General features: G+C 38.4%; 18 protein-coding genes. 6 read left to right on the top strand and 12 right to left on the bottom strand.

Annotation, left to right across the window (positions count from 1 at the left end):
• Window positions 1–16: 16 nt before the first annotated feature.
• The 6 genes from QM481_RS00180 to QM481_RS00155 all read right to left on the bottom strand — a co-directional run bounded on the left by QM481_RS00180 (window position 17) and on the right by QM481_RS00155 (window position 5,693).
• Window positions 17–562, bottom strand: a complete 546-nt coding sequence (locus QM481_RS00180) for an RNA polymerase sigma factor (protein ID WP_166552081.1) — start codon at window positions 560–562, stop codon at window positions 17–19.
• A 65-nt stretch (window positions 563–627) separates the two neighbouring features.
• On the bottom strand, window positions 628–1,836 hold the full coding sequence (locus QM481_RS00175) for a hypothetical protein (protein ID WP_283380176.1): 1,209 nt from the start codon (window positions 1,834–1,836) through the stop codon (window positions 628–630).
• Window positions 1,837–1,944: 108 nt separating this feature from the next.
• The gene (locus QM481_RS00170) at window positions 1,945–2,475 is read right to left on the bottom strand and encodes a GNAT family N-acetyltransferase (RefSeq protein WP_283380175.1); all 531 of its coding nucleotides are present in this window, start codon (window positions 2,473–2,475) and stop codon (window positions 1,945–1,947) included.
• A gap of 52 nt (window positions 2,476–2,527) precedes the next feature.
• Window positions 2,528–3,949 carry an amidohydrolase family protein gene (locus QM481_RS00165; protein WP_283380174.1) on the bottom strand — a complete coding sequence of 474 codons (1,422 nt, stop codon included), beginning with the start codon at window positions 3,947–3,949 and terminating at the stop codon, window positions 2,528–2,530.
• Between the two features lie 24 nt (window positions 3,950–3,973).
• Window positions 3,974–4,573, bottom strand: coding sequence for a DUF6000 family protein (locus QM481_RS00160; protein WP_283380173.1), 600 nt, complete (start codon window positions 4,571–4,573; stop codon window positions 3,974–3,976).
• A gap of 187 nt (window positions 4,574–4,760) precedes the next feature.
• The gene (locus QM481_RS00155) at window positions 4,761–5,693 is read right to left on the bottom strand and encodes an alpha/beta hydrolase (RefSeq protein ID WP_283380172.1); all 933 of its coding nucleotides are present in this window, start codon (window positions 5,691–5,693) and stop codon (window positions 4,761–4,763) included.
• A gap of 240 nt (window positions 5,694–5,933) precedes the next feature.
• Here QM481_RS00155 and QM481_RS00150 point away from each other — a divergent pair, with 240 nt between their 5' ends.
• From QM481_RS00150 to QM481_RS00140, 3 genes are all read left to right on the top strand, one after another.
• A complete protein-coding gene (locus QM481_RS00150; protein WP_283380543.1) occupies window positions 5,934–7,766 on the top strand; it encodes a gamma-glutamyltransferase family protein in 1,833 nt (610 codons plus the stop codon).
• Between the two features lie 429 nt (window positions 7,767–8,195).
• Window positions 8,196–10,376: a glycoside hydrolase family 36 protein gene (locus tag QM481_RS00145; protein ID WP_283380171.1), complete on the top strand. Its 2,181-nt coding sequence runs from the start codon at window positions 8,196–8,198 to the stop codon at window positions 10,374–10,376.
• Window positions 10,377–10,477: 101 nt separating this feature from the next.
• Window positions 10,478–11,755, top strand: coding sequence for a Na+/H+ antiporter (locus QM481_RS00140; protein WP_283380170.1), 1,278 nt, complete (start codon window positions 10,478–10,480; stop codon window positions 11,753–11,755).
• Between the two features lie 12 nt (window positions 11,756–11,767).
• On the opposite strand, the gene QM481_RS00135 is transcribed toward QM481_RS00140, so the two are convergent.
• Window positions 11,768–12,340 (bottom strand): YdeI/OmpD-associated family protein, encoded by a 573-nt coding sequence (locus QM481_RS00135; protein ID WP_283380169.1) that lies wholly within the window; start codon window positions 12,338–12,340, stop codon window positions 11,768–11,770.
• Between the two features lie 260 nt (window positions 12,341–12,600).
• On the opposite strand from QM481_RS00135, the gene QM481_RS00130 reads away from it, so the two are divergent.
• The 3 genes from QM481_RS00130 (at window position 12,601) to QM481_RS00120 (ending at window position 15,344) form a co-directional block, all read left to right on the top strand.
• Window positions 12,601–13,482 (top strand): EamA family transporter, encoded by an 882-nt coding sequence (locus QM481_RS00130; protein WP_283380168.1) that lies wholly within the window; start codon window positions 12,601–12,603, stop codon window positions 13,480–13,482.
• 65 nt (window positions 13,483–13,547) lie between these two features.
• Window positions 13,548–14,126 carry a YdeI/OmpD-associated family protein gene (locus QM481_RS00125; protein WP_283380167.1) on the top strand — a complete coding sequence of 193 codons (579 nt, stop codon included), beginning with the start codon at window positions 13,548–13,550 and terminating at the stop codon, window positions 14,124–14,126.
• A gap of 147 nt (window positions 14,127–14,273) precedes the next feature.
• On the top strand, window positions 14,274–15,344 hold the full coding sequence (locus QM481_RS00120; protein ID WP_283380166.1) for a hypothetical protein: 1,071 nt from the start codon (window positions 14,274–14,276) through the stop codon (window positions 15,342–15,344).
• Between the two features lie 220 nt (window positions 15,345–15,564).
• On the opposite strand, the gene QM481_RS00115 is transcribed toward QM481_RS00120, so the two are convergent.
• From QM481_RS00115 to QM481_RS00095, 5 genes are all read right to left on the bottom strand, one after another.
• Complete coding sequence (locus QM481_RS00115) at window positions 15,565–17,247, bottom strand: arylsulfatase (protein ID WP_283380165.1); 1,683 nt, start codon at window positions 17,245–17,247, stop codon at window positions 15,565–15,567.
• 102 nt (window positions 17,248–17,349) lie between these two features.
• Window positions 17,350–18,393 carry a glycoside hydrolase family 2 TIM barrel-domain containing protein gene (locus tag QM481_RS00110; protein ID WP_283368741.1) on the bottom strand — a complete coding sequence of 348 codons (1,044 nt, stop codon included), beginning with the start codon at window positions 18,391–18,393 and terminating at the stop codon, window positions 17,350–17,352.
• A gap of 48 nt (window positions 18,394–18,441) precedes the next feature.
• A complete protein-coding gene (locus QM481_RS00105; protein WP_283380164.1) occupies window positions 18,442–19,971 on the bottom strand; it encodes a sulfatase family protein in 1,530 nt (509 codons plus the stop codon).
• A 295-nt stretch (window positions 19,972–20,266) separates the two neighbouring features.
• Window positions 20,267–21,391 carry a family 43 glycosylhydrolase gene (locus tag QM481_RS00100; RefSeq protein ID WP_283380163.1) on the bottom strand — a complete coding sequence of 375 codons (1,125 nt, stop codon included), beginning with the start codon at window positions 21,389–21,391 and terminating at the stop codon, window positions 20,267–20,269.
• A gap of 176 nt (window positions 21,392–21,567) precedes the next feature.
• Window positions 21,568–23,022 carry a RagB/SusD family nutrient uptake outer membrane protein gene (locus QM481_RS00095; RefSeq protein WP_283380162.1) on the bottom strand — a complete coding sequence of 485 codons (1,455 nt, stop codon included), beginning with the start codon at window positions 23,020–23,022 and terminating at the stop codon, window positions 21,568–21,570.
• Between the last annotated feature and the right edge of the window lie 12 nt (window positions 23,023–23,034).

Here is a 23,034-nt window from a genome sequence, read left to right as displayed (position 1 = left end):
GATTGATATGTAGTTGTTAAGCTTTCTGATAGCCAATTTTTAAAAGTTCTCTTTTTAATAAATTGCGAGCCCTTGATAATTGTGACTTTGAGGTTCCCTCGGTGATATTCAACATTTCGGCAATTTCCAAATGATTGTAGCCATCTATCAAATATAAGTTTACCACAAGCCTGTAACCATCGGGTAAAGCATTGATAATTTGTAAAATCTGATCTCTAGCAAGGTTGGAGAACAAATCTTCCTCATTTTCGGTCACTTCGGCAATCAACTCGTATCCCACGAGGGAGCGTTCATGAACGGCGTGTCGGTAATGGTCAATGGCAGTTCGAATAACGGTTGATTTTACCCAAGAGTTGATAGAATCTATGTTTTCGAGCGTATGAATATTTTTGAAAATTTTAATAAAAGCTTCTTGAAAAATGTCCTCGGCTTCGCTCACAGTGCGTGCATAACGCCTACATACCCCCAAAAGTCGACCTTTGTATAAATTATAAAAGTCGGTTTGTGCTTTGGGGTTGTTGCGTTTGCAAGCAATCACTAAATCTTTTTCGTTTTGAGGCATTTATAAGTCTTAATATTCAGAAATCATGAAGCGATGTTTGAATTTTTTAGGCTAGATAGTACGATTTATTGTATTTGATATTGGTAAATAATTTTTCCATCGGCCGCCAAACGTACGGAATATCTGACAGTTCCCTGTTTTATTTCAACTTGAAAGTGATCAGGTTCTGTAGCAGCGGCATTAGTTGGATCAGATGGTTGATAGACCACACGGGCATTAACAAAAATCCAATTGGGGAACGTCGAGCTCAGCGTACTTTTTATAGCATCTGGTAGCTTATTTTCGGCTAAAACTTGTGCATGTGTAATTGTTAGATTATGCTCATTAGTTTGTTCTTCAGTAATGATATAACTATCTGTTTGTCCCGTTTTTAGTGCTACAAAATTGGTTTTATTTTGTCCGAAAATGGTTTTTACAATACCGTAATCAAATTGCCAATTGGAAAAATTAGCTTGCAAATAGCTCTTCGTTTTCGAAGATACATTCGAAGAGTTTAATACTTTATACGCATAATTATTTTCGATAGAAGAAGCCCATTCTAGCACTTGACCTGTTTCTGAAAGTACTATTTCAAAAGTTTGTAAAGCACCATTGGATAATTCTCTGAAATTAACAAACAACTTATAGGATTTATCTGATAAATGATAAATTACCATACTTGCATTTTTGAGCTGATTATTACTAACAAATTGCTTCACAACAACTGGTACCTGTGTGTCATAGTTGATTTGGTCTGTACTGGTAAAAATAATAGATAATGCTTTTTCGCTTGAAAGAGTTTGCGCTCGAACAAAAGCATTCGCCGAGTCATAATACAAATGTAAAGTTGTATTGTTGGCGGTTTTAATAACTAGTTTGTATCCCTCTGTGAGCGTAGTGGATTTCATCAAATCATACACGGCAAGGATTTCTGCTGAAGGATATTGACTATTAAAATGCTGTTTAATGGCTTCGGGGAGAGTTTTGGGAATGCCCACCAAATTATTTGCATCAATAATTTCTCCTTGATAATCTACCAAACAAAAAACTTTGCCGACGGAAGTTACGAATTCAGTTTGCCAAGTTTTATCTTTTTCGAGAGGTTCAAATATAAAGGAGCCAACCTCTGGATATTTTTGTTTGAATACTTCTGTACTTGCTTGTGGAATACCTGAAGACGAAACTGGCATTGTTGCCTCCACTACGGTATCACAGCTTTGCAATACGACAGCGCTCAGAATACCAGCAAGTATTCGACATGGGAGTATAGAAATATGTAGGTTAAATGTTGTCATGTGGTCATAAAAAGCATCACATAATCGCCTTTTCAACAACACAGACGTAAGTGGTTATAAGAAGGGTTGCATGATTAATTGAAAAAAATCAAAAAAGATTCTCATGTTTTACTTCGCAATGAATTCGGATTTTTCAATTTTATACCAAAAATGGAGAATACCCTCCAAGTCAAAAGACTCAATCTGGCGGAATCCTAATTTGCGTAAAATATGATTTGAACCTTCATTGTTAGCATCTGCCATGGCATAGATTTCTTTTAGATTTAGTTGCTCAAATCCGTACTGTAAACACGCCTGTGCCACTTCGGTGGCGATACCTTTTCCCCAATATCGTTGGATAAGTCGATAGCCAAGGTCATAATAGTGAATATGGTTGTTGGTGTCGTTAGTTACGAATTTGAGACCTGCCCAACCTACAAAATCTTGGGTCTTCTTATCGATAATAGCCCATCGTCCAATGCCATGGTCGAGATATTGTTGCCGAATAAAATTGATGACATCAACAAGTTGCTCTTTATGACCAATAGGCTGATTGCCTAAGTATTTATGTACTTCGGGATTTGAATCCAGTTCGTACATGCCATCTATATCAGTTGGCAAAATCTCTCTTAGGATAAATCTGTCGGTTTGTATTTTCATTTGTGTAAATTCTCTGTGTTTGAGATACGATAAAATCGTCTTTTCATCATATTTAAAAATTCTTTCTATTCTTCCAATTGGATTCCTCTTTTGCTTGATTGGCTTTATGATGCTTTTGGGCTTCAAATAGCATTTGTCTAAGTGTTTTCTTGTTGACCCAACACCCATTGACAAATACACCTGCGATTTTTCTTGTATTGGCTATATCGTCCAAGGGATTGGCATCAAGTAGTAGGAGATCTGCCATTTTACCTCTTTCCACAGTCCCAATTTTATCCTCAATTCCCAACCACTGAGCTGGCAATCGGGTGGCTGAGGTTAAAGCCTCATCTGGACTTAGCCCTGCATCTACAAGCAATGCTATTTCGTCATGCAACGAAAATCCCCAAATAACTCCCGATACCCCAGCATCTGTCCCTGCAATGATAGGTACTTTTGCTTCTTTAAAAGCTTTGACCAAAATTTGATGAAAAGCTACCATACTGTCAATTCTAGCAATGCGTTTGGGATCTGTTTCTCGATTGTAATTATTCGAAAACAACCATTTGCTTTGCATAAGTGGAGGGACATATTTGAGCAAAGGCGAATTTTTGATACTGTCGAGCGAATGAGTTTGTTGAGCAATTCGAACCATTGTTATGAGTGTAGGTGTGAGCCATGTATCATTCTCTTTAGCCAATTGAGCAAAGCGTTGAGCATCCGAAAAGCTAAAGCTTTTACTTTGCTTTGAGAATTCTTCAGCATGGGCGACTAAACCAAAATTTGGAATAAAAGCCTCCGCTAGTTTTCCTCTAAATACATTTGGAATATGTCCAACCACTTTCATACCTTGCTTTTGGGCTTCTTGCACTATGGCATTGAAAGTGGCTTGATTTAGTCTAGAATAAACTTTAATAAACTCATATCCTTGGGCTTTGGCAATCCTTACCGTTTGCCTGCCTTCTTCGGGAGTATTAGCATTATTACCAGAGTCTTCTCCACCATCAATTAAAAATGCCATTGCAACACGAGGACCAATAACATTTCCTTTGATAATTTCATTGCGTTGTCCAAAATGCTCGACACGTGCGCTCAATTCCAAAATGGTGGTAACGCCATTGGTAATGTAAAGACTCATAAAGTCTTGATTGTTAGTAAAAAGTGTCGCCCCTTTGGTGGGGAAATTATTGCTAAAATTCACATCGGCTAAATTATGCACGTGCATATCAATCAGTCCGGGGAGTAACCATTTTCCTTTTCCCTCGATAATAGTGGCATTATTAGGAATGGCTTCATTAATAGCGACAATTTTTCGATTTTGGATGATCACTGTTGCGTTGTTTATCAATTCTTTTGACGCAGTCATCGGAATAATATTGACATTCCGAATTACATACGTTGGCATTAATGTTGGACTCACTTTAGTATTCTGACAAGATTCTATCCAAAATTGTAGAAAACAAAGTACTAAGAAAAGGGGCTGTTTGAGGTTCATGAGGTAGAGGTATTTGGGGGGTAGTTAGTATACAATCAACTCTTGAATATCTTTAATATGTTGCATACAACGTTCAAAATGATTCTGTGCGTGGGCTAACTTTCTTAACTTTTTATCTTCCGAAAAATTGATCCATTGAGGAAGTAAAGATTGTACTTTTGTTGGTTCCAAATAGGCGAGTGCACACATCGCATCTATTGAGTCGTTATAGCAATCTTTTTGGGTTAAATGAATTGCAAGATATTGAGATAATACATTTTTTGCATAGAGCGTATCAAAACTAGCTAAAGCCAAACAATAGCTTTTGCCTACATAAACGAGCTTGTTACTCAGCAACAAGTTTCCTATAAGCACATCCAATCCTTTGAAGTCTCTAATCGCACTAATATTCGCGCCAGATAATCTTGTCCGCCAATCATAATTGCACAGCAGTTGATATACCATTGGTTCTGTAGCTTCTTTGGATGCTAATGCCAATTCGATGTGGTCAGATTCGGTGAGCGTTGTAAAGTCTAGGTCTAAAAAAGAAAAGGACTTTTCTAACACTTCATCAGAGAGTTCGTGTTCTAAGATTGGAATATTTACTTCAGGAAATAAAGGTTTTTTTATTGGTAATTCAGACATAGAGAATGACATTCAAGTATTTAGAAAGATACGAGAAAGTCAATTAAAAAAGATTATTCTTTCCAAAAATTACCATCAATTTGATACTTAAAGATTTCTCAACCATAGAAGATTTTCAACACTAGGGTGTACAATTTCAGACTACCCAAGTATTAAAGCATTCTGCCCTTGCGCTTCCAATTTTTCTTTACTTTTTTAATAAAAACTCAAAAGGCAAATGGAGTCTTTTGGCCCAAGCTTTTTCGCTATGATCTTCGCCTTCAAATTGGAGAGTTTCCCAGTTATTTGAGGTAAATCCTTTTTTTCGCGTCAACTCATCTACCTTGGCTTGATGTTTAGGATAAAAAGCATCTAGGGTTGCTGTCCCAAAATCAAAATAGATTTTGTGCGTTTGAGGCTGAGGAAGGTGAGAATCCATATATTTCAAAAATGCCTCAGGAATTGGATTATTGGTGTCAGAGAAGATACCAATCCAATGGGTAGAAAGACAAGCCGCACCCCCAAAAATCTCGGGGTATTCACAAATCGCATACATCGAAATCAGCCCGCCCATGCTACTGCCAGCGATAAAGGTGTTAGCACGGTCTTTTTTTACCGAATAGTGCTGGTCGATATAAGGTTTTAATTCTTTGACCAAAAATCTTAGATAATTGTCAGAAACTGGCTGAAAGTTTTCCTCTGTTCTTCCTATTTTCTTAAGTTCGTTTGTGACAAAAACTTTCTGATTTGGATTGAGTGATTCGTAAGGTTTTTGAGGAAAATAATCAGGATGGCGTGTTGCGCCGCCATTCCAGATTCCAACTATAATAAAATCTTTGGTTTTATGAGCATTCATCAACTTTGTGGCTACTTCATCCGCCTGCCAATCCTGCTTATTCCAAGTAGTGGTACTGTCAAACAACATTTGACCATCGTGCATATAGAGTACAGCATACTTTTTTTGACTACTATAACCCTCTGGAAGCCATATATCTATATTTCGAGAGGAAATGAATTTAGAAGAGAAATTCTCTATCCGAACAATTTTGCCAGATGAAACATGTGGTGCAGGAGTTTGAGACATAACTGAAAGAATGCTCGATAAGAAAGGCAATAAGAGGTAAAAGTTTTTGAGTATCATATCTTGAGTTGTTTTCTGTAAAGGAAATCAATTTTTTCTCTGACGATGTTCCACTTTATAATTATAGGTGTCACTTTCTGAAGGGTGAACCCTTTATCATCGCTTTAGTCCCTCAAAGCCCGTTATTTGTCGTAAAAAGCAGAATTTGTTTGTCTTCTTTTTAGTCAGCGATTATTTTTAATAGACAATCAACAAAACACATTTTTCATGAAAAATACTTTACGAATTGGAATCGCTTTCATGTTGCTTTGTACCAAATCCTTCGGACAAGCCTTTAATAATCTTCCTGTACTTACACAAAAACCTCCATTACACGGAAAACATTGGATGGCAGTTACAGGAAAACCCCTAGCCGCCACAGCAGGCGCCATGACTTTTTCGAAAGGCGGAAATGCCATTGATGCTGCTTGTGCCATGCTCGCCGCTACTTGTACCATGTGGGATGTACTGAGCTGGGGTGGCGAAACACAAGCCTTGATATACAATCCTAAAACTAAAAAAGTCATTGCCATTAATGCGCTTGGGGTAGCACCGACAGGAGCAACTGCTGATTTTTTCAAAAATAAGGGCATGAAATATCCGCCTGAATTTGGTCCTTTGGCAGCAGTTACGCCTGGCACGCCTGGAGGCTTGTTGACTATCTTGGCAGAATATGGTACGATGTCGCTCAAGGAAGTATTAGCACCAGCTATGCAAATGGCAGAAGGGTACCCAATTGAAGCACAAACTGCTAATTCGATTGAAAAAGCGAAGGAACAAATCAAACAATGGCCGTATTCTAAAAAGGTATTTTTACCTCATTTGGGCTCAAAATATGAAGCTCCAGAAGCTGGTGAAATATTTGTACAAAAGGATTTACTTGAAACTTTGGGTAAACTAGTGAAGGCAGAACAGCAGGCTTTGGCAAAGGGAAAATCTCGTAAAGACGCCATTTATGCTGCCTATGATGTTTTTTATAAAGGTGAAATAGCCAAAGAATTTGTGAGAGGTTGTCAGGAGCAAGGTGGTTTGATTACTGAACAGGATTTGGCTAATTGGAAAGTAAAAATCGAAGAACCAACCATGACGACCTACAGAGGTATTGAAGTGTACAAATTACAACAATGGACGCAAGGACCAGCGATGCTTCAAACCTTGAATATCCTAGAAAACTTCGATTTGAAAAGTATGGGCTATAACTCTACTCGCTATATTCATACTTTGTATCAGGCGATGAATTTGGCTTTTGCAGACCGTGATTTCTATTATGGCGACCCAGCTTTTGCACCCGAAGAACCGATGAAAGGCTTGCTTTCGAAAGAATATGCCAAAGAGCGTAGTAAGCTCATCAACCCAGAAGCCAATGACCCTAAAATTGGTCCTGGCGATCCTTATCCATTTGAAGGGAAGATTAATCCTTATCAGGATATTTTGAAAACTTGGATGGGAGCAAGCACTTTTTCTCCTAAAAATAATGCTGTTTATAATACCCAATTCGAGGAGGATTTTACAGCTGGAACAACGTCTGTAGAAGCAGCTGATGAAGAAGGTTGGGTAATTTCGATGACGCCAAGTGGGGGATGGGTTCCTGCATGTATTGCGGGTAATACTGGTGTTGGTATGAGTCAACGTATGCAGGCATTCGTGCTAGACCCGAAGGAAAATCCCTTTAATGTGGTTGAACCAGGCAAGCGTCCTCGCGTGACTTTGACGCCAAGTGTGGCTTTGAAAGACGGGAAGCCCTATCTGTCATTTGCCAAACAAGCAGGCGATGAACAAGACCAGTTGTTATTGCAGTTTTTCTTGAATATGGCAGAATTTGATATGACCGTTCAAGAGGCTTGTGAAGCGCCTAGTTTTAAAACACTACAGATGTATTCTAGTTTTGGAAAACATGAACGTATCAATGGAGGCTTGACGCTAAATGAAGCAACCCCAAGCTGGACTCGCAAAGACTTAGGACGAATGGGCTATAAAATCAACTATCAAGAGCGCACGAGTGGTCCTATCAATGCCATTTATTTCGACTGGAAACATAAAAGTTTCTGGGGAGGCTCAAGTAATCATGGCGAAGATTATGGAATAGGTTGGTAGATGTGAATGATGGGTTAGTACTGTACGAAGGATTTTATGTTGTTCAGAAGTATTCTTATCATGAGCATTCTTTCAGTAGCGGCAACCCTTGCGGTTGCCATGTTGAGTTGGGCAACCGCAAGGGTTGCCGCTACTGAAATTTTATTTTAAAACAAAACTTAAATCTTCGTACAGTCCTAATGATGAGTCGTGAATATTGAATGTAAAATATTGACAACTAAAATCTTATGTTTTTGGTTTGACATTGAGGCTTAATGAAATATCCATTAAATTCTTTTATGTTTTTAACGGATATTTTTTGTCCACTATCCTGAAGGTAAATTGAAATTATATTGTCAATGGCGTATCTAACCCTTTAACAATGATAGAAATAGCACTAGGATTGACTAACTTACTCTACACTCAATTTTTATCTTTAAATATTCACAAATGTTCGCAGTCTTTATTCAAACCCGTATTCAATCTCTTTGTTGGAAAAAGAGAAATATTATCCTTTTTTTCATAATACTCGGAGGCGCATCATTTTCTCATAGAATTTTCTCGCAAACTACTTATGCTCACTGGAATCAAACAGAGCTAGTTTTGAACAATGGCATGGTCAAGCGAACGATCCATTTACCTCAAGGAGTAAATTCTGTTGGCACAACAGAATATAAACCTTTGCACGGAGAGTATAATTATTTTGAAAATACCAATCCCGAATTCAGTTTTGAGTTGAATCACAAACTTTACACAGGGGCTAATTTATGGACTTTGTCAGAGATTCTTCCTGTGACTGATACCAAACAAGGCAAAGGTGCTATTATTAAGTTACTTAGTGACGACAAGCTTGTAGAGGTCGGGTTGCAATATTTGCTATATCCTAATTTACCTATCATTCGTAAAAATATTACGGTTAAAAATCTATCCGATAATACATTTACACTAGAATCTGTCGACGTAGAGAAATTGACAGTAACACCATATTATGCCACAACTTACAGCTGGATTTGCCACGATTACGGTCGCAGACGTTCACTAGGACCTTATAATGGTGATATGCAAGATGCACTCGTGACGATTCATAACAGTGATTGGCAACAAGGCGTCGTGATAGGAAATGAAGCCTCTGGGATTCTAAAACATACCTCCGCCTTTTGGGAAGATAGAACCGTCTGTGCAGGTCTAACACATAGAGATGGACGTTATCCATTTAGAAAATATCTTAAAACGGGAGAAAGTTTTGTTTCTTCCCAAGTATTTACGGCAGTGTACAACCAACAAAAAGACCCAGATGAAATCCTGAATACCGTAGTGCCTGATTTTGTAAGAAAACACATGGGAATTCGTCTTTCAGAGTTGGTACAAAAACCTACTTTTGTGTACAACACTTGGGAGCCTTTCAATAAAGCCATCAACGAAAAGTTGGTAAAAGAACTAGCCAAAAGTGCGGCTGATGCAGGTATGAAGGAGTTTATTATCGACGATGGCTGGAGTGATAATTATGGAGATTGGACCATTGATAAAGTTAAATTTCCCAACGGATTAAAGCCACTTTTTGACTATATCAAATCTTTTGGAATGAAGCCAGGTCTTTGGGTCAGCGTGGGAAGTGCTTCTACCGAAAGCAAGGTTTATAAACAGCATCCTGAGTGGTTTGTCTTAGACAAAAACCAGCAACCTTATAACCTACATTGGGAAGATTCAACCATGGTAACGGCTTGTTTTAGCACAGGTTGGAAAGACTATATCAAAGAAGTTTTGATGAAAATGGCTTTAGATTATGGCTTGGAATATATGAAACTAGATTTTACTGTGGTGACAAGCCCCTATAAGTTCGGCAATCAAAATGCAGGATGTTTTGCCCAAAATCACCCGAGTCATCAAGATAGAGAGGAATCATTCTTTGTAAATTATGAGGCTGTTTGGAACTTGTTTGATGAGCTACACAAAGCCAAACCAGACCTGTTTATCGACTGTACCTTCGAAACTATGGGAGGACTACAACTGATTGACTATGCCATGCTCAAACATGCAGAAGGCAACTGGCTGTCAAACTTTGCAGGTCCGCCTGACGAAAATGTTGATTTAAGAGTCAGAAATATGGCATGGTGGAGGTCGCCTGCGATGCCCGCAACAGCACTCGTCATTGGAAATCCAGCTATGCAAGACAAGGGCTGGGAGACGCACATTCAGTCATTGGCAGGAGCCTTGCCCATTATGCTTGGAGACCCACGCCAGTTGTCCACTGAAGATTTTAAAAAGTATCGTAAATATGCTGATTGGTTGAATAAAATGGAAAATAAGTACCATTTTATGAGTTTTCGACAAGATTTAAAAGGATATGGAGAACCTAAAGAGGGTTTTTGGGACGGTTTTCAACGAATAAATACAGAAACACATGAAGGAGGCATCATTGGTGTGTTCAGACATGGAAGTCAGGAATCTGAGCGGAAGATATATGTTAACTTTTTGACATCTGAAAAAAACTACGAAATCAGCGAAGCTATTTCAGGAAAGAAATTTGGAGTATTTTCTGGAAAAGAATTAGCACAATTGGGTGTCAGCATAAAACTACATCAAAAATACGACGGAATGCTTTTGGAGGTCAAGCAGGTAATGGGTAAGTAGATAAGAGCTTATTAAGTGATTCAGATTTTTGTAATCAGATTCAGATAAGATACCTTTACAAAATAGGCTTTCAGGCGTAATTGTGAATTGAACAGTATTTTATGGAAAATTATACCGTCATATTATTTGTTTTAGGGTTAATCATTTTGCTGACGGCGCTTGCCGAGCGACTCAATTGGTCTAGCCCGATTTTTTTGATAATTGCTGGTCTATTATTGAGTTTGGTGCCAGGTTTTAGGCCTATTCCCATAGACCCAGAAATTATATTTCTCCTATTTCTGCCACCACTTTTATATGATGCAGCTTTCAAAATACCTCAAAAGGATTTTTGGGAACATTACTCCACCATTAGTTCATTGGCGTTTGGTTTAGTGTTTTTGACTACCGTCGGTATTGCGGTTCTCTCACATTATATGATTCCGAATATGAATTGGCCGCTATCATTTTTGTTAGGTGCTATTCTGGCTGCAACCGATGCGGTGGCTGCCATTGGAATTACCAAAAATCTAGGATTGTCACATCGAACAACTGTAATTTTAGAAGGAGAAAGTCTACTCAATGATGCCTCAGCGCTTGTAGCGTATAAATTTGCGTTAGCTTCAGTAGCAGGTGCAGCTTTTATCTGGTGGCAAGCTGGTGGGACATTTCTTTTGCTTATTGGTGGTGGCGTTTTGATTGGCTGGAGCATGGCATTAGTATTAGGTTTTTTGCTCAGAGCCGTCAAAAATAACCCCACTGCGGTTAATAGCTTTCTGTTACTTTTTCCTTTTGTTACCTATTTATTGGCAGAAGATTTTCATGTTTCAGGCGTAATTGCAGTGGTAGTTTTAGGATTTATTGTTTCGAAAAAAGGTAAAATATACTTTTCAGAAAGAATCAAAAAACAATCTGAACACGTGTGGGATATGGTGATTTTCTTACTAAACGGGCTTGTCTTTATTTTGATAGGGCTAGAGTTAGAGGAGGTATTGCCAGAATTGGATACCCAAGAAATGATCGTATTCAGTCTTTATGCCTTGGCAATTACTCTCTTGGCGATTGTCATCCGAATGCTGAGGATATTTTTACAAAGAAAAAAACTGAAAAAAGGGCTACAGAAATCTCAAAAAGATAACAAAAGGAACATTTCCGAAAATGTATTAATCAATATTCAAGAGAGTCTTGTCATCAGTCTTTCGGGTATGCGCGGGATTGTTTCCTTAGCTATTGCTTTGGCACTACCCGAAACACTTGAGAATAACAGCCCGTTTCCTATGCGAGCCGAAATTCTCTTTATTACCTTTATGGTTATCTTATATAGCGTAGTCGGACAAGGAATGCTATTGCCAATTATTCTAAAAAAAGATAACTCCAAGGAGGCACAAAGTACAGAGGATTAAACAATCAAGAATCTAATCTTCCATTCCCTTGCCTTCCATAATTTTAGGAAGATATTTTTCAATTCTTGCTATACGGGTTTTGGCTTGTTTGGCCGACGAAAAATGTAATAAATACCCTCTTTGTCGACCTGAGGTAAGTTGTTCAAAGGCTGTTTTGATGGCTTCGTCATGATCCAATAGTTCTTTGAACTCCTCTGGCATGGTAAATTCTGAGGTAGGTTTGTATTCGACTTTCAAACCTGATTTCTCTATTTCAATTGCCTCCAAGATATATGCTTTAATCAAGGTACGATTTTGAATGATTTCTTCTAGATGAACAAATCTGAGTTGGCGTCTATCTTGAACATTATCGGTTTGTTGAATCAATAGTTGGGCAGGATCTTTCATCAAAACGCCTTTGAAAAATAACAAAGCACAGTAATCCTTAAAGCTATGAATCAAGACTATATTGCTGTTTTGATAGGTATAGCATGGGTGCATCCACTTGACTTCCTCTTCTAGATCGCACTCCAAAACAATTTCTCGGAGTGTTTCCATTTCTAACTGCCACTTTTGGTCTTTTTCAAAAAAACGATCTGCTTTCATTTTTAAATAGGATTTTATTAAGAGGAAAATTTTATGTTTAGTCAAAAATATCCTTATTTTTGTTTAATTAAAAATTATTCGAATGAACTTATTATTCTCTGCTAATACGCCTCCACCAGTTGCCTAAACGGCTAAACAACTGGATGATGATTTTCTCTCACAAAATTTGTGAGAGCTGTTTTTTGTATCCATTCTCAAGCAAGGTTGTTTTGCCATTTATACCAATTTGGTTTTACTGAAAATTTTATAACAACCTTTTAATGAAAAACTTACCGTATATTTTAATGGTACTTCTTGGCGGAGTACTCTACGGCATGATGTCGTCTTTTGTCAAATTATTTTATACTTATGGATACAATGCTGCCGAATTATCGTTTGGGCAGGCACTTGGTTCTGCTATTGTATTGGCACCAACGATTCTATTGGTAAAAGATAAAAAATCCTCCCCGCTAGATAGGAAAGGGGGTATCTCTTTACTATTGACTGGGGCTGCGATTGGAATGTCCAATTTTTTGTACTACCAATCGGTAAGTTATATCCCTGCCTCACTTGCCATCGTAATTTTAATGCAGTTTACATGGATAAGTTTGCTATTGGATTGGCTATTTTATCAAGTACAACCAAGCAAGATAGAGCTCCTGACCGTACTATTAATTTTGATTGGGACTTTATTCGCAAGTGGCGTTTTCGAACAAGAAATACAGTCTTTTTCATGGGTAGGTATTGCCTTTGCGCTTGCCACATCATTTACTTATGCGAGCTATATCGTTGCCAATAGTCGTATTAAAAATGAAACAGCTTGGCAAGTGAAAAGTACGTTGATTATGACTGGTTCGGCGATTTGTATTTTTATGGTTAATGCCAAAACTATTATAACGAGTCAGCATTTTGATTTGAATTATGGATATATGATTTTGTTTTTGAGCATACTTGGCACAACGATTCCAACCGTTTTGTTTGTCAAAAGTATTCCTAAAATAGGCGCAGGTATCAGTTCTATTTTGATGACCATCGAACTACCTATTGCCGTGATTTGTGCGCATTTGGTACTTGGAGAATCGCTAAGCAAGATTCAATTAATGGGGATTGTAACAATGTTAGGAGCGATTGTTTGGATGAATTATGTAAAGACTAAAAAATAGGTAACTTAAAAACTCCCTGCTGACATACGGCTGTCATATTGCTGTCGTAGCTTTGTGACAGTCGTATGAACAAATCACTTGAAACCATGCAAGAAGTAGAAACCTTTTATCCTCAAAATATAGCCGAATGGCGAGATTGGCTAGAAAAACATCATCACTCACATCAGTCTATTTGGGTCGTATTTTATAAAAAATCTTCAGGGGTTTCCACTATTACATGGTCTGAAGCTGTAGATATGGCGTTATGTTTTGGTTGGATTGATAGTAAAAAAGTGTCGGTAGATGCGGTACAATCATTACAGTTTTTTAGCAAAAGAAAAGCAAAAAGTACGTGGTCAAAAATTAATAAAGATAAGATCGAAAAATTGATAGAAGCAGAATTGATGGCTCCTGCTGGATTAGAGTCGATTCGTATCGCCAAAGAAAATGGCTCTTGGACGGTGTTAGATGGCGTTGAAGCATTGGTTATTCCATCAGATTTTATGGAAAGCCTACAATTGGAAGAAGGTTTGTCTGAAAAATTTGAAAGTCTCAGTAAGTCTGCAAAAAAGGAAATACTGTATAAATTGTTATCAGCCAAGCGACCTGAAACTCGCCAGAAGCGTATAGAAGAAATTGTTGCGCTATTGCAGAAAGGTAAATGATGAAAAACAAAATTTATTCACTCTTCGACAGAATCCGTCAATCGACAACTTATTTTCGGTTCAATACTTCAAAATTGAATAAACCCACTATTTTTGTTGATTACATAATACAAACTGCATCAATAAAGAACCCAAACGATTCATCACATGACAAAAAAATCTTTGCTTATTTGTAGTATTTCCGCCCTATTATTTGTCCAATGTCGAACAAGCAAAATAGTCGAGGTTGCGGAGATTAAAGAACAAAATTGTATCTCATGCTTCCAACCCGAATTGGTCAATAGTAAAGCTACTTGCGAAACTTCTGCGATTGTTTTTGATGGTACCAAAATCTTGATTGCCAACGATAAAGATATGCCAGATGGACGTACCTCTGTTTTTGCCATCCTAAGCAATACGATCACGACAGATACTTCTAAAATTGTATATCTCAAAAATCCAATATTCAAAGCCGCTAAGAAATACGAAGACTTTGCTATTACACCAAATCAAGGTTTGATATTTTTATCTACGGGCTTTGACAGGGTAAAAGATAATAGCGCTGAATGGGATGGTTTTAATACCATTTTGTATTGGGAAAAAGGGCAGGATGAATCGCCAAAAGTACTTTCAGAAGACGGCAAGGCAACAAGTTCTGTCGGTTTGAGAAAACAAATTTCGAAGGTATTAGCCAATGAAAAATTCCCTGAAGGTGTGCCATATTTCAAAGTAGAAGGTTTTGCGGCTACAAACACTCATTTGTATTTGGGGGTAAGAGAGATTGGAGAAAGTTTTCAAAATCCGATTTACGTAGTAAAAGTAATCGAGGTGCCATATACTTTCAAAAATGGTGTGGTTTCTTTGTCAGGAGCGATGAAGGTCGTTGCTGATTTTCAGCCAGACAAGCAATTGGTGGGCGATGTGAAATTGGGTCTTTCGAGTATCGAATATGACAGATTTAACAAGCGTTTTGTGATTCTAACTTCGTACGAAACCCCAGAAAATGTAGGCGCATATCTTTGGACAGCCTCTTTGAATGACTTAAGAAGTAATAAAATTTCGATTGTAAAATCATCAAATGGAGAAGTGCTAAAACTTAACACGAAGGCTGAGGATGTAACAGTGGTAGACAAATCTACCTTGTATATCATCAACGATGATGACCGTTTAAAAACAAAAGTAAATGGACAAACTCGTCAATTGAACCAAGCTTTTTATCAAGTGATAAGTTTGAAATAGATGATTTTATTTAGTGGTTGAGTGATTTAGCGAATTAGTGATTTTTAAAATTACATATTTTAGTAGAGACGCAATGCTTTGCGTCTAAAGAAGTATCATTTGAAATATAATATCAGAAAAGCGGTCGAAAAATAACTTTCGACCGCTTTTTTTCATAGAAATGAATCGAGAAATACCTATTAAAATAATCACTCAAACACTAAATCACAATTCACTAAATCTATCTCGGTCCACTGCCTGGTCTTGGTTTGATATAGGGTTTGAGTGATGAATACCAACCTTCCCATGCTTTTTGCATTTCAGCGGTTTTACTTGGATCTTTTTGTGCTAGGTTTTCTGTTTCGTTTCGGTCAGCAGAAAGGTTATATAGTTCCCATTGGTTGGTACGGGTTTTCTGTACCAATTTCCAGTCGCCTTTGATATACGCCTTGCCAGACTCATGTTCAAAGAAGATATCCTCACGTCCTTTTTGTGTTTTTCCTTGTAAAACAGGCAGAAAACTTTTGCCATCCAATGGTGTTAAGGCATTGCCTTTGTAAGAAGCTGGATACGGTGTTTGGGTTATGTCCAAGATAGTTGGCAAAATATCAAAAACGTGTGCCAAGGCAGGTGCTTTTGAACCTTTGGCTGTTTTCAAACCTGCCCAATGGACAATCATCGGTGTATGGATTCCTCCTTCAAATGATTCTAATTTCCAGAAACGATAGGGTGTATTGGCAGCATTCGCCCAGTTTGAACCAATCCCAGTGTAACTAATTTCTGAACCAATTTCATTTGGGGATAACTCTTTGTCATATTTCATAGGAATGCCAGCTCGTGTATTCCCCGGACGGTCATAGCCCGGATTTGTTGGGATTTCGGGCGATGCACCGTTGTCAGCCAAGAAGAAAATTAGGGTATTGTCTAGCGTATGGGTTCTTTCTAATTCTGCCAAAATTTGCCCAACGCCTGTATCTACCTTTTCAATCATAGCGGCATGAGTTGCCATTTTATTGGCGTGAAATTCTTTTTCTTGTGCAGTCAATTTTTCCCATTTAGGATTACGACCATCCACATCTATCAACTTGGTAAATTTGGGGTTGATTAAGCCTAGTTTAACCATTCTAGCATAGCGTTGTTTACGGAGTTCGTCCCAACCCATATCGTATTTACCTTTGTACTTGGCAATATCCTCAGGTCGTGCGTGCAAAGGCCAGTGAGGGGCGGTATGTGCCACATACATGAAGTAAGGGTCTTTCTTTTTCGAAAATTCTTGAATATACTCAACTGATTTTTGATTGATGGCCTCAGTGATATAATAGTCTTTAGGAACTTCTTGCACATTTTTCTCTCCGTCAACTAACGAAAAAGGGTCGAAGTAATCGATTACGCCCCAAATAATACCGTAGTGTTTTTGAAAACCACGATTAATCGGATAACTCTCCACAGAAGCAAAGTTGTCGTTGGGATAGGCTTGGTGACTTAGCCATTTGAGTTGTTCGGGGTTGCTTGGCTTTGTGATATCGTCGCTCAAGTGCCATTTACCAACCATACCCGTTTGGTAGCCATTTTCCTTTAAAATTTCAGCAATCGTTGCACCATTTTTGGTGAGGGCATTTCCATTGATTGACAAACCTACTTTATGGGCATATTGTCCAGTGAGTAAACTAGCACGAGTAGGACAACAACGCGCATTATTGTAAAAATTGGTCATGCGAAGCCCATTTTTGGCTAGCCTATCAATATTAGGTGTATTGATTTCGCCACCAAAGCAACCAATGTCAGAATACCCCAAGTCATCTGCCATAATAATGATGATATTGGGTTTCTTAGCAGGTGTTTTTTGTGCCAAAATCTCAAAATTTGGCAATATGATAGTCAAGAGTGTAAATGCTACACTCCAATGCTTGAATGTTTTTTTCATAAAAAGAAAGGGAGAAAGGACTTTGAATAATCGGCTGTCAGCTTTGGGAGAGGGTGCTTGGTTTTTCCGAAAGCTGACAGCCGATACAAAGAGTGTTTATATCTATTTTACATGTGCTTTGATGGCATCAATTTCTTCTTTGCTGTAAACGCTACCATCTTTTCTGAAGATATCATGAAACCAAATTTTCGGTTCGCTGCCGTCAGGCATAGGTTGCGACCACGCATAGATCGTGTTAGTTTTGCCCGCCACTAAGCCCCAGTTAATAGCACCGACTTTATATTTTTTGAAAACTGGTAAACAAGTTTGGAAAAAACTATTATCACGGCGTGCCATATACTCTGAACAAATCAAGGGACGACCATATTTTTGAAGTCGTTTGATTTCATTCTCAAGATTTTGGGCATCATGGTAATTGTGAAAAGTAATAATGTCAGAATTCTCAAACATGATTTGGTTGCTCAATTCGTGATTATTCCAAACTGCTGCTGTTACAGGTTGCGAAGGGCGTACTTCCAAGGCCCATTCGAAAGTCTTTTTCAACAAAGGCAAACAAGCATCCATATAACCACTGTTGGATGGTTCGTTGAATAAATCCCAAGCCAACACTCGTGGGTCATTGGCAAAATGCGTTAATGTGCCTTTTACATATTCCTCCAAACGCCCCCATTTTCTGGAATCAAACAACACCTTTGTGCCCGGACTTCTTGCCCAACCTGAGTTATGAATGCCCGGTTTTGGATCTGGTTGTTTGCCTAATTTTGGATCATCATTCCAGCATGAATCAAAGAAAACGAATAGAATTTTGATATGGTGTTTGTCTGCGATTTTCAAGAAGTCATCCATACGCTTCAAAAAGCCATCTTTATTTTCTTGGTAAACTAAATCGTGCAAATACACACGCATTACGTTCATGCCGATTGATTCTGCCCAGCCCAGTTCACGGTCGATGGTTGTTGGGTCGAAGGTATCTGCTTGCCACATTTCAAGCTGATTGATGGCGGTGCTTGGAATAAAGTTAGCACCTACCAAAGTTCCTTGTTTGGCATACCATTCATTAGCTTTTTCGGCAGTCCATTTTTGCGCAAAGGATTTTGAAAAAGTCAAAAGCACTAAAAGCGCTAATAGTTTTATTTTTTGATGCATGATTATAGATTGTTTTGGGTAAGAATATAGAAAATTTAGGTGAAATACTTATTTTAATTCTACGCCTTTTCCTGTTGATTGATAAGAATCTCCGATGGCTTTTTGCATATCCTTTTTGAGTTTCTGCAAAATATCTGTAGATGAACTTGCCAAATTATGACGCTGAAAAGGATCTTTGCTAAGGTCATAGAGTTGAAAATCAGGTAATATGCCAAGCTCTATGTTTACTTCTTTCAACAAAGGAGCACCTTTGTAAGGAGGAATCATGACATAATTACCTTGACGATAGGCTAAATTTCCTGAGGCTTCCAATACTAACTCTTTGCGACCTTTGTTAGATTTTCCGAGAAAAACATTCATAAAATCTAATCCATCATTTTGAGGTATTGACACATGAAGCATGTTGCTTAAACTTGTTAAAAAATCAAGTTGACAAACTAAGGCATTTGACACCGCTGGTTGAATAGTGCCTTTCCAATAAGCGAGGAGGGGGACTTTCGCACCGCCTTCAAACAAGCTGTATTTGCCTCCTCTTAGTCCTGCAAAAGGGTCATGTTTTCCTAATTTCTCCATGGCTTCATCATGATAACCATCGTTGAGTACGGGACCATTGTCACTCGAAAACAAGATAAGCGTATTTTTGTCCATCCCAGTAGCTTCTAATTTTTTCAATACCTCACCAACTGCCCAATCGGCTTCGAGGATAGCATCGCCACGTGGTCCCATGCCCGATTTTCCAACAAATGCAGGATTAGGAACTCTTGGAACGTGCGGTTGCTGAAGGGCATAGTACAAGAAAAATGGTTGATTGGCTTGACGATTTTGCTCGATAAAATTCAAGGTTTTTTCCAGAAAAACATTTGTCATTTCTTCATCTACCCACAAGGCTGATTTTCCACCTTTCATAAATCCAATTCTAGGAATGCCATTGTGAACACTTTGGTTATGTCCATGATGCCACTTTTGCTTGGTCATCAATTCGGGATTGGATAGGGCAGTTGGCTGATTGGGAAAGTTTTTCTCATAACTAACATACAATGGGTCGGAAGCTTGCAAACCTACCACTTGGCGATTCTGGATATAAACCGTTGGTACACGGTCGGTAGTGGCAGCCATAATAAAGGACTCGTCAAAGCCCACATCGTTGGGGTTTTCTTGAATGGCTGTATTCCAATCAATTGTGCCATTACCTAATCCCAAATGCCATTTGCCAACTACTGCGGTTTTGTAGCCAGCCTTTTTAAACATTTTGGGCAAAGTCATACTCGCAGTGTCGATAATCAATGGCGCATCGCCAGCCAAGATTTTTGCTTTGGGATTGCGCCACGGATATTTGCCTGTCAGTAGCGCAAATCTACTTGGGGTACACGTAGCGGAGGTCGCATAAGCGTTGGTAAACCGCACACCACCTTTGGCGATTTTATCAAAATTGGGTGTTCTGAGCGTTCCTTTTTGATAAGCGCCAACATCTCCAACGCCCAAATCATCGAGGTAAATTAGGATGATATTAGGTTTGTTTTGTCCATGTGAGTGGAACAGAATGGTACTCAATAATAGTATGCTAATCAGTTTTTTCATAGAAAAAGCGTGTGAGGTAAGTTGTAATAGTGCTGAATGATGAGTTTTGAATTTTGAGTGTAAGTATTACTGTCAATATTTTATATTCAAAAAAGATGAAAACTCATTTTGTACTGATGCTTAATTTTAGGTAACAGGAAAGTTTTCATTAATCATATATCTGATTATGAGTCTATTCCAATAACTGATATACTATTAACTAATAACGTACACTTGGTTTCATCTATAAAAATAGTAAAATAATGAAAATTGAGAGTTATGACTTATGGGCTAAGCTAGCTTGAATAGTTGGTATTTACTTATTTCCATAAAACTTTTTAGCTCTTGTATGGTCTGGTTGTAACTTATTGTTGACCCATTTGACAGGTACTAAGCCAGGACGACACGTGATTTTGAACTCTTTCCCCATTTCTCCTCTTGGATTAAAAAAAGTAGTGCTCCACCAGTCTCCTTTTTTATCAACAAATAAATTATTGTGCCCTCCTTGTAAAATAGCAGGGTAGCGCTCGCTGAAAGGTCCATAAGGGCTATCTGCTTCCGCAATAACCACATCATAGCTATGAAGTGCGTTGCCAGTTTTTTTGTCTACAGGTAAATAAGTGAACTCGTTTTCTCCCGTTCTTACAGACCAAACCGTTTGCATCAAAATATACTTTCCGTGATGTTTGGTCATAAAAACTCCCTCAATATAAGGCTCTGGGTTGTAGGGAGTTTCTTTTATTTTTTGATAAGGTTCCTCCAAATCACTTAGGCCTTTATTCATTTTGGCAATAAAGTGATTGTGAGCTACTATATAAACTTCACCGTTGTCGTCTTCAAACAAGCTTGCATCGATATTACCAAAAATAGGCTTTGTGGTGTTTCCTACAATATTCTTATAAGGACCTTCGGGTTTTCCAGAAATACTTTCAAGTATAAAAGAACCAGCGCCACCATTGATACAAGTCACAATCATCCATTTTTTTTGACTCTTGATATAATGCAGTTCGGGTGCCCATAAGGCACGATATTGCCCTTCAAGTGGGTCCTTATTTAGTGATTTGGCTCCTTCTTTGATGGGTTTACCTTGTTTTTGCCAATCAGCGGCATCTTTTTCAAAAGACCAAATCAGACCCATAGGTGTCCAATTCTTTAGGTCTTTTGATTTCCACATATAAAGACCATCGTTGTAATCCCAACAATGTATGTTACCATTAGGGAAAATTCTATTGGGCGTGGCGGTCGTCCCAGTGAGATAATACGTTCCATCTGGACCTAGCATGATATATGTATCACGAAGCCAATAGTCAAATATCGGTTTTACTTCTTTGGGAACAGTTAACTCGGTATTGGTAACAGGTGCCATGGGATTGCTAAATTTTGCTTCCTGTGCCACCACCTGCCAACTTATCGCCAATAGGAGGAAAAATGTTTTTTTCATCTATAGAAAATTAAAAAAATTACCTGCAAAAGGCATTAGGCTCTATGCTGTACGTAAAAAGAATCAAAGTATTTCTTACGAAACTAGTAATACATTTTGCCTAATGCCTATTGATAATGAGTTGTGAATTAAAAATTTACATTCACAACTCTTAACTCATCATTCACAACTAATACCTAGTATCCTTGATTTTGCACGCAAAGTTTGTTGGCATCCGTTTCCGCCTGAGGAATAGGGAAAACCAGCCTATCATTGACAGGATTTTGGACTTTTCTGTCTGTGGCAGCCGAAATAAATACTCCATGACGGATATAATCTTCACGGCTTTTTCCTTCTGAATAAAATTCCCAAGAACGTTCTTTCAAGATATGCGCACGCAATTCCTCTTTAGTTTTGAAATTACTCAACTGGAGCTCGGCTACTTTTGCTCTTTTTCTTACTTCATTTACCAAACTAATTGCCTCTTGCGAAGGACCGTTGAGTTCGTTGAGCGCTTCGGCTCTTGACAAAAGTATGTCTGCGTATCTAAACACAGGAACATCGTTACCACTGTTGTTCCCTAATGTTGCATTATCCCAATATTTCAAACTGCGGGCGTCGTCAGTGCCTAGGGTAATTTGTGCACCACTGGTATTGGTATAATTTCTGATAATCAGACCTAAACGAGCATCTTGTGGGTCGAATGAACTGGTAAATTTTGTTCTCAAACGATATTGTGTCGCAAAATTTGCCATAGAGGTAGTCCATACAAATTCAGGGATAGTCGAAGAGGTTTTGAACCCAGGTGGCAATGCCCCTGCCGAAAACCAGTTGCCGTAGCCGTTTTCATTGCGAGCGGGTTTGACCAAAATCATTTCTTTGTTTCCTTCATTTTCTACTCTAAACATTTTGGTATAATCCGAAAAAAGCGAGTAATATCCCAAATCCATCACTGATTTGGCAGCGTCAGCCGCTTTTTGCCATTGTTTAGTATTGAGATAAAATTTGGTTAGCATGGCATACACAACACCTTTGTTGATGCGACTGTAAGCTTCTTCTTTCCCAGGAGCTGGTAGGTCAGCGATGGAAGCAAGATATTCCGACTCGATGAATTGCTTCATTTCATCATCTGTAGCTCTAGCCTTTTGGGCTTCGTCGGCACTAGATTTACGAAGTGGCACGCCACCAAACCAAAGTCTTAAAACATCATAGGAGAATGCTCTCAGCGTTTTGGCTTCGGCAATGTATAGCTTTTTGCTTGCATCGCTTAAGCCTTGTACATTATTGACATTTTCCAAAACTAGATTAGCATCACGGATAGCACGGTAATGGGGCGCCCAAACATCATCTCTAAAATTGCCCGTTGAAGGTGACCACGTAAAATTGACAAATTCCTGTAGATATAAGTTTTCGGCACCACCTGTGTTATATGCCATATCGGTACTTACCTCAGAAATATTAATCAAAATGCGAGAGGCTGTGGTATTTTGGATAGAAGCGTGTGCAGAGTAAAGCACAGCTTTCAAGCCCTTTTCGTTGGTCAGGACATTGCTTGGCGCAAATTCAGAATAAGGCGTTAGCTCAAACTGACTTTGGCAGGCAACAAGACTTAAAATGGTAAAAAATATGATACTGTATTGTTGGATTTTCATTCTGCTAAATAA

It is taken from the genome of Flectobacillus rivi (assembly GCF_030056655.1).
GTDB lineage: Bacteria > Bacteroidota > Bacteroidia > Cytophagales > Spirosomataceae > Flectobacillus > Flectobacillus rivi.
This window is presented reverse-complemented; position numbering and strand designations above follow the sequence as displayed.